Genomic DNA, 13,470 nt, shown 5'->3' on the forward strand with positions numbered 1-13,470 from the left:
GCACGTCGAAAGGACTCCCGTGAACAGCGTTCTGGGTGACAAGAAGGCGATCCTGATCCTTCTCGGACCGGCACTCGCCGTCTACACGCTCATCAAGCTCGTCCCGGTGCTCTGGTCGCTCGGGCTCACCTTCTTCACCGGCAACCCGCTCGGCGGCTTCGAGTTCGCGGGCGGTGCCAACTTCGTGCGCTTCGTCCAGGATCCGCAGGCGCTCGAGGCGCTGTGGTTCACGGTCCGCTACTCGATCGTGATCACCGTGGGGCAGGTCGTGCTGGGCTACTCGCTCGCGCTGCTCTACGTGTTCGTCCTCAAGAACTCGTCCTCGTTCGTCCGCACCGTCGTGTTCTTCCCGACCGTGCTGCCGACCGTCGCCGTCGCGCTGCTGTTCAAGAGCATGTTCGCGGTCGGGAGCCAGGAGGGGCCGGTCAACGCCGGTCTGGGCGTCTTCGGACTCGACGGCATCGACTGGTTCGCCACCGCCGAGGGCACCTTCGCCGTGGCGGTCGGCATGGAGCTGTGGCGCTCGATGGGCTTCTTCGCGATCCTGCTCTATGCCGGACTCGTCGACATCCCCGAGGAGACGCTCGAGTCGGCCCGCCTGGACGGCGCCACCGGCTGGCGCCTCGTGCGCTCGATCGTCATCCCGCTCTCGCTGCCGGTGCTGCTCTCCTCCGTCATCTTCAGCTTCAACAACACGCTCAAGGTGTTCGACACCCTCCTGGCGCTCAACAACGGCGGACCGGGCAGCTCGACCACTCCGCTGACGCTCTACATGTACCGGACCGTCTTCAGCTACTCCGACTACGGGTACGGCTCGACGATCGCCCTCGTGCTGACGATCATGTGCTTCCTGGTCACCCTCTTCATCTTCCGATCGTCGCGCCGCGACAACACGAAGGAGGCCTGAGGTGTCCATCGGAACCCTCCCGCGCCCCGCCGCCCGCGTCCGCCCCTCCGTCCCCGCGGGCCCGCACCGTCAGGCCCGCCGCCTCGGCCGGGGCACCCGCCGCTGGATCGGCCGCGCGCTGATCGCGCTGCTCGTCGTCGTCGAGGCGTATCCGATCTTCTGGATCGTGATGGGCTCGTTCAAGACGCAGAACGAGTTCTTCGCGAACCCCACCTGGGCCCTGCCCGAGAGCCTGGACTTCTCGAACTACGTCTCGGCGCTGACCGAGGGCGACCTCGCGACGAACCTGCGCAACAGCGTCCTGGTCACGGTGCCCTCGCTGGCGCTGATGATCGCGCTCGGAGTCGCGGCCGCGTACGCCCTCGAGGTTCTCGTGTGGAAGGGCCGCAACACGGTCCTGCTGCTGTTCATCGCGGGCATCATGATCCCGGGGCAGATGATCCTGGTCCCGCTGTTCACCGTGTACTTCCGCACCGGGCTGACGAACTCGCTCTGGCCGCTGATCATCACCTACACGGTGATGGGACTGCCGCTGACGGTGTTCCTGATGACCGCCTACTTCCGCGCGATCCCCCGCGAGATCTTCGAGGCGGCGGCGATCGACGGCGCGAGCATGATCACCGCGTTCTTCCGCGTCGGCGTGCCCATGATGCGCAACGCCATCATCACCATCGCGCTGGTCGAGTTCTTCGCGGTCTGGAACGACCTGCTGATCGCGCTGACGTTCACCACGAACGACGAGCTCGCCACGGTGCAGGTCGGGCTGCTGAACTTCAGCGACGAGTACGGATCGACGCAGTACGGTCCGCTGTTCGCGTCGATCAGCATCAACATCCTCGGGATGCTCGTGCTCTACCTGTTCCTGAACAAGCAGATCATGGCGGGCCTGGCGGCCGGATCGGTGAAGGGCTGACCGGTGGGCTCTGACGCCGGGTCCGCTCCGCGAGAGGCCGCCGCGTACTGGGAGGAGACGGCGCCGGGACGCGGGCGGCGGCGGCCCCGCGCGGACGTGCCGAGCGACGCGCCGCGGCTGCGGTTCGACGGGGAGTGGCGGTTCCGGCTCGCGCCGACCGCCGCCGGCACCGGGCCCTCGTTCGCGGACGTCGACCTCGACGACTCCGACTGGGACCTGCTCCGCATCCCGTCGCACTGGGTGCTCGAGGGCCACGGCGACCCGCTCTACACGAACACCGCCTACCCCTTCCCGCTCGATCCGCCGCACCTGCCCGACGAGAACCCGACCGGCGACCACCGCCTCCGCTTCGACCTCCCCGCCGACTGGCCGGAGGGCGGCCGTGCCGTCCTCCGGTTCCAGGGCGTCGACTCCTGCGGGGCCGCGGTGCTGAACGGAGTCGAGCTCGGCTGGTCGACCGGCAGCCGCCTGCCGTTCGAGTTCGACGTCACCTCGTCGCTGCGCCGCGGATCGAATCTGCTCGCCGTGCGGGTGCAGCGCTGGTCGGCAGGCAGCTACCTCGAGGACCAGGACATGTGGTGGCTGCCCGGGATCTTCCGCGAGGTCGAGCTGCTCTGGCGTCCCGACGGCGCGGTCGACGACGTCGTGGTGACCGCCGACTGGCGGGACGGCACGGGCACCCTGCTCGTGCAGGCCCTCGACGCCGACGGCGGACCGGTGGCCGCAGTGGTGCGCGTGCCGGAGCTCGGGATCGAGACGACGGCGGGCGAGGCCGTGTCGGTCGCGGCCGAGCCGTGGAGCGCGGAGTCGCCGCGCCTGTACCGCGGCACGCTCGAGGCCGCGGGCGAGCGCATCGAGCTGAGCATCGGCTTCCGCACCGTGCTGATCCGCGACGGCGTCTTCACCGTGAACGGAGTGCCGGTGCGGCTGCGCGGGGTGAACCGGCACGAGCACGACCCCGACCGCGGCCGCGCGCTCGACGAGGCCACGATGCGCCTGGACATCGAGCTGATGAAGCGGGCGAACGTCAACGCCGTCCGCACCTCGCACTACCCGCCGCACCCCGCCTTCGTCCGCCTCTGCGACGAGCTCGGCCTCTGGGTGCTCGAGGAGTGCGACATCGAGACCCACGGCTTCATCTACGCGGGGTGGGAGGGCAACCCGCCGACGGATCCGCGGTGGCGCGACGCGCTCGTGGACCGCGTGACGCGCATGGTCGCCCGCGACCGGAGCCGCCCGAGCATCGTGATGTGGTCGCTCGCGAACGAGAGCATGGTCGGCGAGGCCTTCGACGAGCTGCGGCGGGTCGTGCTGGAGCTCGATCCGACCCGGCCGATCCACTACGAGCGCGATCCGAGCTACCGCGACTCGGACGTGTACTCGGTGATGTACCCGTCGCTGAGCGATCTCGAGGTGATCGCGGAGCGACGGGAGCCGACTCCCGAGGGGGTCGTGCCGGGATCGTTCGACGACGTCCGGCGCCGCCGCCTGCCGTTCGTGCTCTGCGAGTACGGGCACGCGATGGGCAACGGGCCGGGATCGCTGGACGAGTACCAGCGGATCCTCGAGTCGTCCTCGCGCATGGTCGGCGGCTTCGTCTGGGAGTGGATCGACCACGGCTTCCGCGCGGCCCGGGGCTTCCGCCACGGCGGCGACATCGACTTCTCGCCCAACGGCGGCAGCTACTGCATCGACGGACTGCTCTTCCCCGACCGGACGCCGTCACCCGGCCTCGCCTCGCTGGCGCGCGCCTACTCCCCCGTCGTGCTCGACGTGACGGCCGCGACCGTGACCGTGCGCAGCCGGCAGGACGTCGTCGACACCTCCGCGCTGCTGTTCCGCTGGAGCATCGCGGACGACGGGGCGACGGTCGCGGAGGGCGTGCTCGACGTGCCGGCGGTGACCGCGCGGGGGTCCGTGACGGTCGCGGCGCCCGTCGCTCCGGAGGGGGACGGCGAGCGGGTGCTGACCGTGACGGCGGAGCTCGCGGATCCCGCGTCCTGGGCCCCGCAGGGGCACGAGGTCGCGTGGGGGCAGGCGGTGCTGGTGCCGGAGGCCGCCGCCGCATGGGGGGTCCCGCTCCCGGTCGTCGTCGGCGAGCGCCTGCAGGTCGGCGCCGCCTCCCTCGACGCCCGGACCGGCGCCCTGCTCGAGCTCGCGGGGCTCCCCGTCGACGGGCCCCGCCTCGATCTGTGGCGCGCCCCGACCGAGAACGACCGCGGCCAGGGCGTGCTGAACGCCCTGGCCGCCGACTGGGTCGCTGCGGGACTCGACCGGATCGTGCACCGCACCCTCGAGGTGGCGGCGAGCGCCGACTCCGTCACGGTCGTGACGCGCAGCGGCCCGGCGACGCGGACGCTCGCCGTCGTCAGCACGTTGACCTGGACGGCAGACGGCGACGCGGTGCACCTCGATGCGCGATTCTCGTTCACGGGCGACTGGAGCGACACCGCCTACGGACACCTCTCGGTCACTCCGCCGCGCCTCGGTCTGCGAATGGGGCTGCCGGCCTACGCGGACGCGGAGTGGCGCGGCCACGGCCCCGGCGAGTCCTACGCGGACACCGTCGGCGCCTCCCGTCTCGGTCTCTGGCGCTCGAGCATCGACGCGCTGCAGACGCCGTACGTGGTGCCGCAGGAGAACGGGAACCACGTGGGCACGCGGCGGCTGGCGCTCTCGGGGGCAGGGCTTCCGACGCTCGAGGTGACAGGGCTGTTCGACTTCACCGCGCGGCGCTGGTCGAGCGAGGACCTCGCCGCGGCGGCGCACCCGCACGAGCTGCGCGACTCGGGGCGCGTGCTGCTGAACCTCGACGCGCGGCAGCAGGGCGTCGGCAGCGCCTCGTGCGGTCCGGCGCTGCCCGAGCGCTACCGCGTGCCGGTGGAGGACGCGGCGCTGTCGCTGACGTTCCGGGTGCTGGCGCCGGGCTGACGGTCGACGTCACCGAAGGAGGCCTCTCCCTGGAGCCACGACGGTCCGCGCCACCCCTCCTCGGAACCAGGGGCCTCCAGTAGCGTTTCGACCAATCGCCCCCCTCCCCAGCCTCTCCACGATGCTCACATGGGAGGGGCCTTGCCGTGAACTGCCGTCATGACGGTCAGGCCGCTCTCACCCGTCGTCGTCCACGAACGAGCTGCAGAACGAAGGCTGAGCGGGCCGATCGGAGCGGATCGCCCCCGGATCGGGCCGCTCAGCCTGAGTTCTGCGGGTCGCCTCGCCGCACCGCCCGGCTCAGGCCCTCGATCAGGTCGTGCTGCGCGTGGTGGCCCGCCCGCGTCGGCACCAGCGGGTACACGTGCAGCTGCCCGACCGCCTCGTGCAGCTCGAACGGCACTCCCGTCGCGGCCGCCTTCTCGGCGAGCAGGTGCACGTCGGGGTTCAGCACGTCGCGGGTGCCGGTGAACACGGTCAGCGGGCCCAGCCCCGCGTAGTCGCCGAACAGCGGGCTGACCGCCGGGTCGAGCAGGTCGAGGTCGCCGCGCCAGTGCTCGGCGAGCACACGCCCGCCGGGGGTGCCGAGCCACGGATCCGTCGGCTGCACGAGCGGGATGCGCGGGTTGCTCCAAGACAGATCGAGGGCGGGCGAGATCAGCACGGTCCGCGGCAGCACCACGCCCTCGTCGCGCAGCGCGAGCGCCGTCGACAGAGCGATCTGACCGCCCGCGGAGTCGCCCGCGAGGCAGGTCGGGCCGTACCGGTCCAGGCTCCTGCGCACCAGGGCGAGCACCCCGTCGCGGGCCTCGCGCGCCGTCCCGAACGGCACGAGCGGGTAGATCGGCAGGGTCACGGCGAGCGACGCGTCCGCCGCGATCCGAGCGGCGAGCCGCCAGTGCTGGGGGTGGATCTCGTTCACCCAGCCGCCGCCGTGCGCGTACACCGCGCCTCCGAGCACGCGGCCGCGCGGGCGCAGCGTGTACACCGGCCAGCCGTCCACGTGCTCGACGTCGACGCGGATCCCGGAGGCGAGGCGCGCCGGCGGTCCGTACGGGGCGGGCCGCAGCTGCGCCTCGCGGATCCGCCGCCGGGCCCCCTCCTCCGTGACGAAGGTGCGGTTAGCGCGGGCGAGCCGCAGCGCGAGCGGGACGAGGGCGTCGGGCACCGAGAGGGTCATGCCGCGAGCATCGCCGACGGCGGTGGGGGGACGCTGGGCAGCCTCAGCGCCCCTCCTCCTCGAGCAGCATGCCGACGGAGGTGGCGCACGCGTCGCCGCGCCACGCCTCGATCCCCTCGCGCACCGCGAAGACGACGATCACGAGCCCGGCCACGGCGTCGGCCCACCACCAGCCGAGCAGGGCGTTGAGCGCCAGCCCGATCAGGACCGCCGCCGACAGCCACGTGCAGACGAGGGTCTGCTTCGAGTCGGCGACCGCGGTGGCGGAGCCGAGCTCCCGCCCCGCGCGCCGCTCGGCGAGCGAGAGGAACGGCATCACGACCACGCTCAGCGCGGTGATCGCGAGCCCGAGCGGGCTGATCGCAGGCTCGCTGCCGGCCGCCAGCGACAGGATCGACGACACGGCGACGTAGGCGGCGAGCGCGAAGAACGCCACGGCGATCACGCGCAGGGTTCCGCGCTCGTAGCGCTCGGGATCGCGGCGCGAGAACTGCCACGCGACCGCCGCGGCCGAGAGCACCTCGATGCCGGAGTCGAGCCCGAAGCCGATCAGCGCCGTCGATGACGCGGCGGCTCCCGCGCTCAGGGCGACGACCGCCTCGACGAGGTTGTAGCCGATCGTCACGGCGACGATCAGGCGGACGCGGCGCAGCAGCAGCGCGCGGCGGGGCTCGGCGATCGCGGTCACGAGCAGGTGCACCCGTCGCCGGAGCAGCAGTCGGGCTCGACGTACAGCACGACGCGCAGCAGGTCGCCGAGGGCGTCCGCGAGGTGCGGATCGGCCAGCCGGTACCAGGTGCGGCGCCCCTCCGGGACCGCCTCGACCAGCCCGCAGCCGCGGAGGCAGGCGAGGTGGTTGGACATCGACTGCCGCGAGACGCCGAGCGCCTCGGCGAGGTCGGAGGGGAAGGCCGGCGCCTCCCGCAGCGTCAGCAGGATGCTCGCGCGGGTCGGATCCGACAGCGCCGAACCCAGCCGGGCCAGGGCGGCGGTGTGAGTGAGGGTCGCCGTGCTCATGCGGCGACAGTACACGGTCCGATGTACTGTCGCTCCCGCACCCGGCCGACAGGCCGCCCTGACCACACAGGCGCTACTGCACCGACCAGCCGCCGTCCGAGGCCAGCACGATCCCGTTCACGTTCGCGGAGTCGTCGCTCAGCAGCCAGGTGATCGACGCGGCCATCGTGTCGGCCTCGACCACCGGCGGGATCAGCGCGAAGAACGGTGCGAGGCGCTCGCGGGCGAAGTCGCTCGACATCGCCCCCTCGATCCCCGTGGCGGTGGGGCCGGGAGCGACCGCGTTCGTGCGGATGCCGGAGCGCCCGTAGAGGAACGCGGAGCTCTTCGTGATGCCCACGACCGCGTGCTTGGACGCCGTGTAGGCGGTGCCGGCCGCGTTGCCGCGCAGCGACGCCTCCGACGCCACGTTCACGATGGCTCCGCGACCGGCCTGGAGCATCGCCGGCAGCACCGCGCGGCTGAGCGCGAAGGTGCCGTCGACGTTCACCGAGAACACCCGGCGCCAGAGCGCGTCCTCGGTCTCGTGCAGCGGGGTCATCCCGTCCATGATCCCGGCGATGTTGGCGAGGCCGTCGATCCGCTCGCCGGCCGCGGCGACGATCGAGGCGACCCCGTCCGTCGAGGTGATGTCGGCCGTCACGGTCACGATCGAGCCCTCCGGCGAGGCTGCAGCGAGCGCCTCGATCCCGGTCGGCACGACGTCGACCGCGATCACCCGGCCGCCCTCGCGCACGATCCGGCGGGCCGTCGCACGGCCGATGCCGGACCCGGCACCGGTGACGACGACCGTCTTGCCGACGAAGCGGCCGGAGCGGTCCTGCGCCTCCTCCTCCGTCTCCTCCGGCGGGATCACGCCGCCGTTCGCCTGCTTCACGAGAGTGTCGACGAGCTCCTGCGGGAACGCACCGCCGCCGAGCTCGACCATCGCGCGCAGCGACAGGCTCGCCGCGGGACGCAGCGCCTCCTCCGACCGACCGCCCTGGGCGAGGATCCCGCGGAGGATCGGACCGCCGACGGCGTCGTCGAGCCACTCCTGCAGCGTGTTCTTCGAGGTGAGGGTCATGCGGGTCTCCTTCGGTCGGGGCGGCGTCGGTGCCGTGATAGTGAATATCTCACCTGAGACTGAGTCTCAACCGCGGATCGGACCCCCTCCTGAGACACCTCGGCTCCGAAGACCTCTCGGCAGGCGTTCCGGCCCGCCGCCTCCGGAAGGACCCCGCATGCCCATCCCCGCCGTGGACTACGCCCACATCCGCCTCACCGTCCGCGACATCGACGTCTCGCGCGCCTTCTACGACTCCGTCTTCGGCTTCGACGTCGCCTTCGAGGCACCGCCGGCCGACGCGCCCGCCGACGAGCAGGAGCAGCTGGCCTTCCTCTTCGGCGGAGTGATCTACTCCTTCCCCGGCGGACTGCTGGGCCTGCGCCCCGTCGCCGCCGCCGGCGACCGTTTCGACGAGGACCGCGTGGGCCTGGACCACCTGAGCTTCGCCGTCGCCGGACCGGACGAGCTGCAGGCCGCCGTCGCCGTGCTCGACGAGCTCGGCATCGCGCACGAGCCGATCAAGGACACCGGCCCGCAGAGCATCCTCGAGTTCCGCGACCCCGACGGCATCGCGCTCGAGATCTCGGCCGCGAACTGAGCCGGGCGCCGCGGCCTCCGCGCCGCGGCTCCTAGGCTGACCGCATGACCGCACCGCTCCGCGACCGCACGCGCGCCCTCCTGCGCGCCGAGCTCGCCGACGCCGTGCTGGCCGTGTTCCTCGAGCGCGGCTACTCGTCGGTGACCGTCGAGGAGGCCGCGCGCGAGGCCGGCGTCTCGCGCGCCACCTTCTTCCGCTACTTCCGCAGCAAGGAGGACGTGGTCGTCGCCGCCGTCGAGGGCGACCGCGTCGACTACGCCGCTCCCGTCCGCGCTCTGCCCGCCGACGCCGCGCTCTCGGGCTGGGAGCTGGTGCGCGCCTCCGTCGAGCCCGTCGTCGTCGTGGCGGTGCGCGAGCCCGAGGTCTACCGGGCGCGACTCCGCCTGATCTCGAGCGAGTTCGCGCTCAAGGCGCGGCTGCGCGAGCGCCGGGCCGAGGGAGCGGAGGCACTCGCCGACGCGATCGCCGCGCGGGGCGTCGAGCCGCTGACCGCCCGGGTGCTCGCCGCCGCCGGCCTCGCCGCGGTCGACGTGGTGTGGGAGGAGTGGGCCGCGCACGAGGACGCCGACTTCCGCGCGATGGTCGACGAGGCCTTCGCACGCCTGCGGGCCGGAGGCTGATCCCTTCCGAGCGTGAGCTCGCACCCGCGACGGAGCACACTGGTGGCATGACCGCGACGTCGATGATCGACCCCTCCGTCCCTCCCTCCGGCGCGGGCTGCGTCGAGTGCGACCGCACCGGAGCGTGGTGGGTGCACCTGCGCCGATGCGCGCTCTGCGGGCGCATCGGCTGCTGCGACGACTCGCCGAACCGCCACGCGACCGCGCACTTCGAGTCGACCGGGCACGCCGTCATCCGCAGCTTCGAGCCCGGCGAGGACTGGTTCTGGGACTACCGCACCGGCGACTACGCCGACGGACCCCGCCTCGCCGATCCGCAGGAGCACCCGCTCGACCAGACCGCGCCCGGACCCGCCGACCGACTGCCCGCGGACTGGCGGGAGCAGCTGGGGGCCTAGGCCCGGCGCACGACCCGGGTCGTGGCGCCGGCCCACTCGAGCGCGAGCGCGTCGAGCGAGAGGTCGAGCGCCGCGGCGAGGGCCGCGACGGTGCCGAAGGCCGGGCTCGGGAGGCGGCCGGTCTCGATCTTGCGGAGAGTCTCGGGCGAGAGCCCGGCCGTCGCGGCGACCTCGTTGAGCGTGCGGGCTCCGCGGGCGCGCCGGAGCGTCTCGCCGAGCCGGCGGCCGGCCTCGAGCTGCTCGGGGGTGAGGGGTGCGCGGACCATCACGGCGGACTCCTTCGATCGGGCGGTGCGGGTGGAGTGGTATTTTCATACCGTAATGCGGTATTAGTATACCGGCATGATCGAGCTGCACACCCCCGCCGAGATCGACGAGATGCGCGCGGCGGGCGCTTTCGTCCGCGACACGCTCGCCTCCCTCTCCGCCCGCGCCGAGGTGGGCATGAACCTGCTCGAGATCGAGCAGGCCGCCCGCCGGGCCGTCGACGAGCGCGGAGCCGTCTCGTGCTACTGGGACTACGCGCCCTCGTTCGGCAACGGGCCTTTCCGCAACGTGATCTGCACCTCCGTCAACGACGCGGCGCAGCACGGGCTCCCGCACGACTACCGGCTGCGCGACGGAGACATGCTGAGCCTGGACTTCGCCGTCTCGGTCGACGGCTGGGTGGCCGATGCCGCGGTGACCACGATCGTCGGGCGAGCCGAGCGGAGCGACGAGGAGCTGATCCGCTCGACCCGCGACGCCCTCGCGGCCGGCATCGCGGCCGCCGTGCCGGGCAACCGCGTCGGCGACCTGTCGGCAGCGATCGGCGCGGTCGCCGCCTCCGCCGGGTACCCGGTGAACCTCGAGTTCGGCGGGCACAGCGTGGGCCGCACGATGCACGGCGACCTGCACATCCCCAACGACGGGCGCGCGGGCCGCGGCTACCGGCTGCGGCCCGGCATGGTGATCGCGCTCGAGCCGTGGTGGGCGAAGACGACGTCGCGCATCCGGATGGACCCCGACGGCTGGACCGTGCGCACCGCCGACGGCAGCCGCGCCGCGCACACGGAGCACACGCTCGCGATCACGGAGGACGGGCCGCTGGTACTGACGGGGTGACGTCGCGTCCGGGTGCGCGTCGCGTCCGGCTCGACTCCTCAGAAGTTGTCGTACTCGAGGCCCAGTACGACAACTCTCGCGGACTCGAACGCCCGCCCGACGACCTGCGGCCCGCGCACCCCGCCCACCCCTCAGAAGTTGTCGTCCTCGAGCTCGAGGACGACAACTTCCGCGGACTCGGACTTCCGCAGACTCGAGCGTCCCGAGGTGGCACCCTCGGAGCATGAGCGCGCAGAAGACCGGCCCCACCGACGCGAGCGTCGACGAGTTCCTCGCGGCGGCTGTTCCGGCCCGCCGTCGTGAGGACGGAGTCGCGCTCGCCGCGCTCTTCCGCGAGGCCACCGGCGCCGAACCGGTGATGTGGGGGCCGTCGATGGTCGGCTTCGGCAGCCACCGCTACGTGTCCCCCTCCGATCCGCGCCGCACCGGCGTCTGGCCGAAGACGGCGTTCTCACCGCGGAAGGCGCAGCTCTCGCTCTACGGGCTCAAGGACCTGCCCGAGGGAGCCGCGCTGCTCCCTGAGCTCGGCCGATTCACGGAGGGTGCCGGCTGCGTCTACGTGCGCACCCTCGACGACGTCGACCTCGACGTGCTGCGCCGCCTCGTCGCGATCGCCTTCTCGCGAAGCGACGACCCGACCCCCTAGCCCACCAGCGCCGCGCGTCACCCGCATGGCGCAATGCATGTCGTGCGAGCGGATGACCCCGGTCGGTCCTGCGGGACGACGACGCGGCACGCGGATCCGAGGATCGTGGAGCAGGTCGGAGCGCACCCCGCGCTCCGCGTCCGAGGAGGATCCGATGCCGATCGCCGCCGCACCCGTCGCCACCGCACCCGCCAGCACTGCACCGGTGGCCGCCGCCCGGCCTGCTCCGACCGCCGAGTCCGTAGCGCGCTTCCCGACCGCCGTCACGCCGACCGACTCGCGGCACCGCCTCCGCCGGATCGCCACCGCTCCCCTCCGCGGTGCCCTCTCGGTCGTGTTCATCACGACCGTCGTCGCCGGCAGCGTGCTGCAGGGCGTCGGCTACCTCAGCAACGTCGGCCTCCGCGCGCTCGACGAGCCGCACTCGCTCTGACCGACCCGCACCCCGTCCGCACCGACTCCGGAAGGCCTCCCATGCTCTCGACCGACTCCGCCCGCCCCGACTCCGCCCTCGCCCTCCTCGGCGCCGGCGCCCTGCCGCTGACCGTCATCGAACTCGGCGACAGCGTCGACTTCTACCTCGCCACCGTCGGCCACCGCAGCTGACGCGCGCGGGGGTCAGTCCCCGCCGCCTCCGCCGCCGCCTCCATCGCCTCCGCCCGAGGATCCGCCGGAGTCCGAGGATCCCGACCCGCCGTCGTCCGGCCCGGTGTCGGCGCGGTCGTCCGAGCGACCGTCCGTCGATCCGGTCGCGGCACCGCCGCCTCCATCACCCGCTCGCCGATCCGGCGCCCCGGGACCGCCAGGACCGCTCGGCCCGCCAGGCCCGTTCAGCATGCTCCGCTTCTGCAGGAGCAGCACGATCACCGACCCCACGACCAGCACTCCGACGACCAGCGCCACGGCCGTTCCTATCGCACTCCCACCCATGACGACTCCGCTCGCTCGCTGCGCGCCCGGTGCGCGTCGCGGCCAGCCTAGGCAGGGCCCCCTGGACCCGCCTCCCTCCCGGGGCGGAGGTGGGCTCCGCGCTACGGTGTGCGGATGACGACCGAGAGACAGCCGACGATCCGCGACGTCGCGGTGCGGGCGGGCGTCTCCTACCAGACCGTGTCGCGCGTGCTCAACGACAGCCCTCAGCTGCGCCCGCGGACCCGGGAGCGGGTGCTCGCCGCGATCAGCGACCTCGGCTTCCGGCCCAGCGCGGCGGCGCGGGCGCTGGCGACGAGCCGCAGCGGGCTGATCGGGATCCTCGCCGCCGAGAGTCACAGCTTCTACGGCACCGCCACCGCGATGGCCGCGATCGAGCAGGCGGCGCGCGACGCCGGCTACCGGGTGCCGGTCGTCAACGTCGCGTCGCCCGATGCGGAGTCGCTCGCCGACGGGCTGGAGCACCTGCAGCGCGAGTCCGTCGAGGCGATCGTCGTGCTGGCGCCGCAGGAGCGCGCGCTCGAGGCCATCGAGAGCCTGTCGATCGGGGTGCCGTTCGTCACCCTCGGCGCGGCCGGGCGCGGAGCGGATCCGCGACTCCTGGTCGATCAGGCCGCCGGCGGGCGGCTCGCCACCGAGCATCTGCTCGCCCTCGGACACCGGCGGGTCGCGCACGTCGCGGGACCGCAGCACTGGGTCGAGGCCCACGCGCGCCTCGAGGGATTCACGACGCGGCTCACCGAGGACGGACTCGAGCCCGCCCGCGTGATCGAGGGCGACTGGAGCGCCGAGTCCGGCTACCGCGCGGGGCTGCGGCTGCTCGACGGGGTCCCGGACCTCGACGCCGTCTTCGCCGGGAACGACCAGATGGCGCTCGGACTCCTGCATGCGTGCGCCGATCGCGGCGTGCGGGTGCCCGCCGACCTGAGCGTCATCGGCTTCGACGACGTCCCGGAGGCTGCGCACTACCTGCCGCCGCTGACCACGATCCGCCAGGACTTCGCCGAGGTCGGCCGCCGCACCATCGGCGTCGTGCTGGCGGAGCTGCGCGGCGAGACCGCGGCGGTCGACCTGCCCGTCGCGCCGCAGCTGGTCGAGCGGGCGTCGACCGCGCGCTCCGTCCGCTGAGCAGAACCTCTGCTGAGGCTGCTCGTCAGCCGCGATCATCGCTGAGGCAC

17 protein-coding genes are annotated in these 13,470 nt (G+C 72.9%); 11 read left to right on the forward strand and 6 right to left on the reverse strand.

Annotated features, from left to right (window positions below; translation table 11 throughout):
- From IOC53_RS15120 to IOC53_RS15130, 3 genes are all read left to right on the forward strand, one after another.
- Positions 1-907: carbohydrate ABC transporter permease (locus IOC53_RS15120; RefSeq protein WP_242683394.1), on the forward strand; the 907-nt coding region annotated here is incomplete at its 5' end.
- Between the two features lies 1 nt (position 908).
- Positions 909-1,820: a carbohydrate ABC transporter permease gene (locus IOC53_RS19535; RefSeq protein ID WP_307786218.1), complete on the forward strand. Its 912-nt coding sequence runs from the start codon at positions 909-911 to the stop codon at positions 1,818-1,820.
- A gap of 3 nt (positions 1,821-1,823) precedes the next feature.
- The gene (locus IOC53_RS15130) at positions 1,824-4,751 is read left to right on the forward strand and encodes a glycoside hydrolase family 2 TIM barrel-domain containing protein (protein WP_207406963.1); all 2,928 of its coding nucleotides are present in this window, start codon (positions 1,824-1,826) and stop codon (positions 4,749-4,751) included.
- A 259-nt stretch (positions 4,752-5,010) separates the two neighbouring features.
- Here IOC53_RS15130 and IOC53_RS15135 read toward each other — a convergent pair whose 3' ends face one another.
- From IOC53_RS15135 to IOC53_RS15150, 4 genes are all read right to left on the reverse strand, one after another.
- Complete coding sequence (locus tag IOC53_RS15135) at positions 5,011-5,931, reverse strand: alpha/beta hydrolase fold domain-containing protein (protein ID WP_207406965.1); 921 nt, start codon at positions 5,929-5,931, stop codon at positions 5,011-5,013.
- Positions 5,932-5,974: 43 nt separating this feature from the next.
- A complete protein-coding gene (locus tag IOC53_RS15140; RefSeq protein WP_207406967.1) occupies positions 5,975-6,619 on the reverse strand; it encodes a cation diffusion facilitator family transporter in 645 nt (214 codons plus the stop codon).
- Entirely contained in the window at positions 6,616-6,948 is a 333-nt protein-coding gene (locus IOC53_RS15145; protein ID WP_207406969.1) for a helix-turn-helix transcriptional regulator, read from the reverse strand. The genes IOC53_RS15140 and IOC53_RS15145 overlap by 4 nt, the downstream gene beginning before the upstream one ends.
- Before the next feature lie 73 nt (positions 6,949-7,021).
- The gene (locus tag IOC53_RS15150; protein ID WP_207406971.1) at positions 7,022-8,014 is read right to left on the reverse strand and encodes an SDR family NAD(P)-dependent oxidoreductase; all 993 of its coding nucleotides are present in this window, start codon (positions 8,012-8,014) and stop codon (positions 7,022-7,024) included.
- 157 nt (positions 8,015-8,171) lie between these two features.
- Between IOC53_RS15150 and IOC53_RS15155 the strand changes: the two genes are divergently transcribed.
- The 3 genes from IOC53_RS15155 to IOC53_RS15165 are packed head-to-tail and all read left to right on the forward strand — an operon-like array spanning position 8,172 to position 9,612.
- Positions 8,172-8,594, forward strand: coding sequence for a VOC family protein (locus IOC53_RS15155; RefSeq protein ID WP_207406973.1), 423 nt, complete (start codon positions 8,172-8,174; stop codon positions 8,592-8,594).
- A gap of 44 nt (positions 8,595-8,638) precedes the next feature.
- Positions 8,639-9,214 carry a TetR family transcriptional regulator gene (locus tag IOC53_RS15160; RefSeq protein WP_207406975.1) on the forward strand — a complete coding sequence of 192 codons (576 nt, stop codon included), beginning with the start codon at positions 8,639-8,641 and terminating at the stop codon, positions 9,212-9,214.
- Positions 9,215-9,261: 47 nt separating this feature from the next.
- The gene (locus IOC53_RS15165; RefSeq protein WP_207406977.1) at positions 9,262-9,612 is read left to right on the forward strand and encodes a UBP-type zinc finger domain-containing protein; all 351 of its coding nucleotides are present in this window, start codon (positions 9,262-9,264) and stop codon (positions 9,610-9,612) included.
- Here IOC53_RS15165 and IOC53_RS15170 read toward each other — a convergent pair.
- Positions 9,609-9,878 carry a RodZ family helix-turn-helix domain-containing protein gene (locus tag IOC53_RS15170; RefSeq protein ID WP_207407017.1) on the reverse strand — a complete coding sequence of 90 codons (270 nt, stop codon included), beginning with the start codon at positions 9,876-9,878 and terminating at the stop codon, positions 9,609-9,611. The two genes, IOC53_RS15165 and IOC53_RS15170, sit on opposite strands and share 4 nt — an antisense overlap.
- A gap of 76 nt (positions 9,879-9,954) precedes the next feature.
- Between IOC53_RS15170 and map the strand changes: the two genes are divergently transcribed.
- The 4 genes from map (at position 9,955) to IOC53_RS19295 (ending at position 11,968) form a co-directional block, all read left to right on the forward strand.
- Positions 9,955-10,716: a type I methionyl aminopeptidase gene (gene map, locus IOC53_RS15175; protein ID WP_207406979.1), complete on the forward strand. Its 762-nt coding sequence runs from the start codon at positions 9,955-9,957 to the stop codon at positions 10,714-10,716.
- Between the two features lie 223 nt (positions 10,717-10,939).
- Positions 10,940-11,362: a DUF1801 domain-containing protein gene (locus tag IOC53_RS15180; RefSeq protein WP_207406981.1), complete on the forward strand. Its 423-nt coding sequence runs from the start codon at positions 10,940-10,942 to the stop codon at positions 11,360-11,362.
- 154 nt (positions 11,363-11,516) lie between these two features.
- Positions 11,517-11,795 carry a hypothetical protein gene (locus IOC53_RS15185; RefSeq protein ID WP_207406983.1) on the forward strand — a complete coding sequence of 93 codons (279 nt, stop codon included), beginning with the start codon at positions 11,517-11,519 and terminating at the stop codon, positions 11,793-11,795.
- Between the two features lie 41 nt (positions 11,796-11,836).
- Positions 11,837-11,968, forward strand: a complete 132-nt coding sequence (locus tag IOC53_RS19295) for a hypothetical protein (protein WP_278250089.1) — start codon at positions 11,837-11,839, stop codon at positions 11,966-11,968.
- A gap of 12 nt (positions 11,969-11,980) precedes the next feature.
- On the opposite strand, the gene IOC53_RS15190 is transcribed toward IOC53_RS19295, so the two are convergent.
- Positions 11,981-12,265: a hypothetical protein gene (locus IOC53_RS15190; RefSeq protein ID WP_207406985.1), complete on the reverse strand. Its 285-nt coding sequence runs from the start codon at positions 12,263-12,265 to the stop codon at positions 11,981-11,983.
- A gap of 141 nt (positions 12,266-12,406) precedes the next feature.
- On the opposite strand from IOC53_RS15190, the gene IOC53_RS15195 reads away from it, so the two are divergent.
- On the forward strand, positions 12,407-13,420 hold the full coding sequence (locus IOC53_RS15195) for a LacI family DNA-binding transcriptional regulator (RefSeq protein ID WP_207406987.1): 1,014 nt from the start codon (positions 12,407-12,409) through the stop codon (positions 13,418-13,420).
- Positions 13,421-13,470 lie beyond the last annotated feature (50 nt).

Origin of the sequence: Rathayibacter sp. SD072 (assembly GCF_017355185.1) — a bacterium.
Taxonomy (GTDB): Bacteria; Actinomycetota; Actinomycetes; order Actinomycetales; family Microbacteriaceae; genus Rathayibacter.

Excerpts from the sequence above, each read along its gene's own strand:
- IOC53_RS15135 (WP_207406965.1), bottom strand. The coding sequence starts at position 5,931 with ATGACCCTCTCGGTGCCCGACGCCCTCGTCCCGCTCGCGCTGCGGCTC.
- IOC53_RS15145 (WP_207406969.1), bottom strand. The coding sequence starts at position 6,948 with ATGAGCACGGCGACCCTCACTCACACCGCCGCCCTGGCCCGGCTGGGT.
- IOC53_RS15150 (WP_207406971.1), bottom strand. The coding sequence starts at position 8,014 with ATGACCCTCACCTCGAAGAACACGCTGCAGGAGTGGCTCGACGACGCC.
- IOC53_RS15155 (WP_207406973.1), top strand. The coding sequence starts at position 8,172 with ATGCCCATCCCCGCCGTGGACTACGCCCACATCCGCCTCACCGTCCGC.
- IOC53_RS15160 (WP_207406975.1), top strand. The coding sequence starts at position 8,639 with ATGACCGCACCGCTCCGCGACCGCACGCGCGCCCTCCTGCGCGCCGAG.
- IOC53_RS15165 (WP_207406977.1), top strand. The coding sequence starts at position 9,262 with ATGACCGCGACGTCGATGATCGACCCCTCCGTCCCTCCCTCCGGCGCG.
- IOC53_RS15170 (WP_207407017.1), bottom strand. The coding sequence starts at position 9,878 with ATGGTCCGCGCACCCCTCACCCCCGAGCAGCTCGAGGCCGGCCGCCGG.
- map (WP_207406979.1), top strand. The coding sequence starts at position 9,955 with ATGATCGAGCTGCACACCCCCGCCGAGATCGACGAGATGCGCGCGGCG.
- IOC53_RS15180 (WP_207406981.1), top strand. The coding sequence starts at position 10,940 with ATGAGCGCGCAGAAGACCGGCCCCACCGACGCGAGCGTCGACGAGTTC.
- IOC53_RS15185 (WP_207406983.1), top strand. The coding sequence starts at position 11,517 with ATGCCGATCGCCGCCGCACCCGTCGCCACCGCACCCGCCAGCACTGCA.
- IOC53_RS19295 (WP_278250089.1), top strand. The coding sequence starts at position 11,837 with ATGCTCTCGACCGACTCCGCCCGCCCCGACTCCGCCCTCGCCCTCCTC.
- IOC53_RS15195 (WP_207406987.1), top strand. The coding sequence starts at position 12,407 with ATGACGACCGAGAGACAGCCGACGATCCGCGACGTCGCGGTGCGGGCG.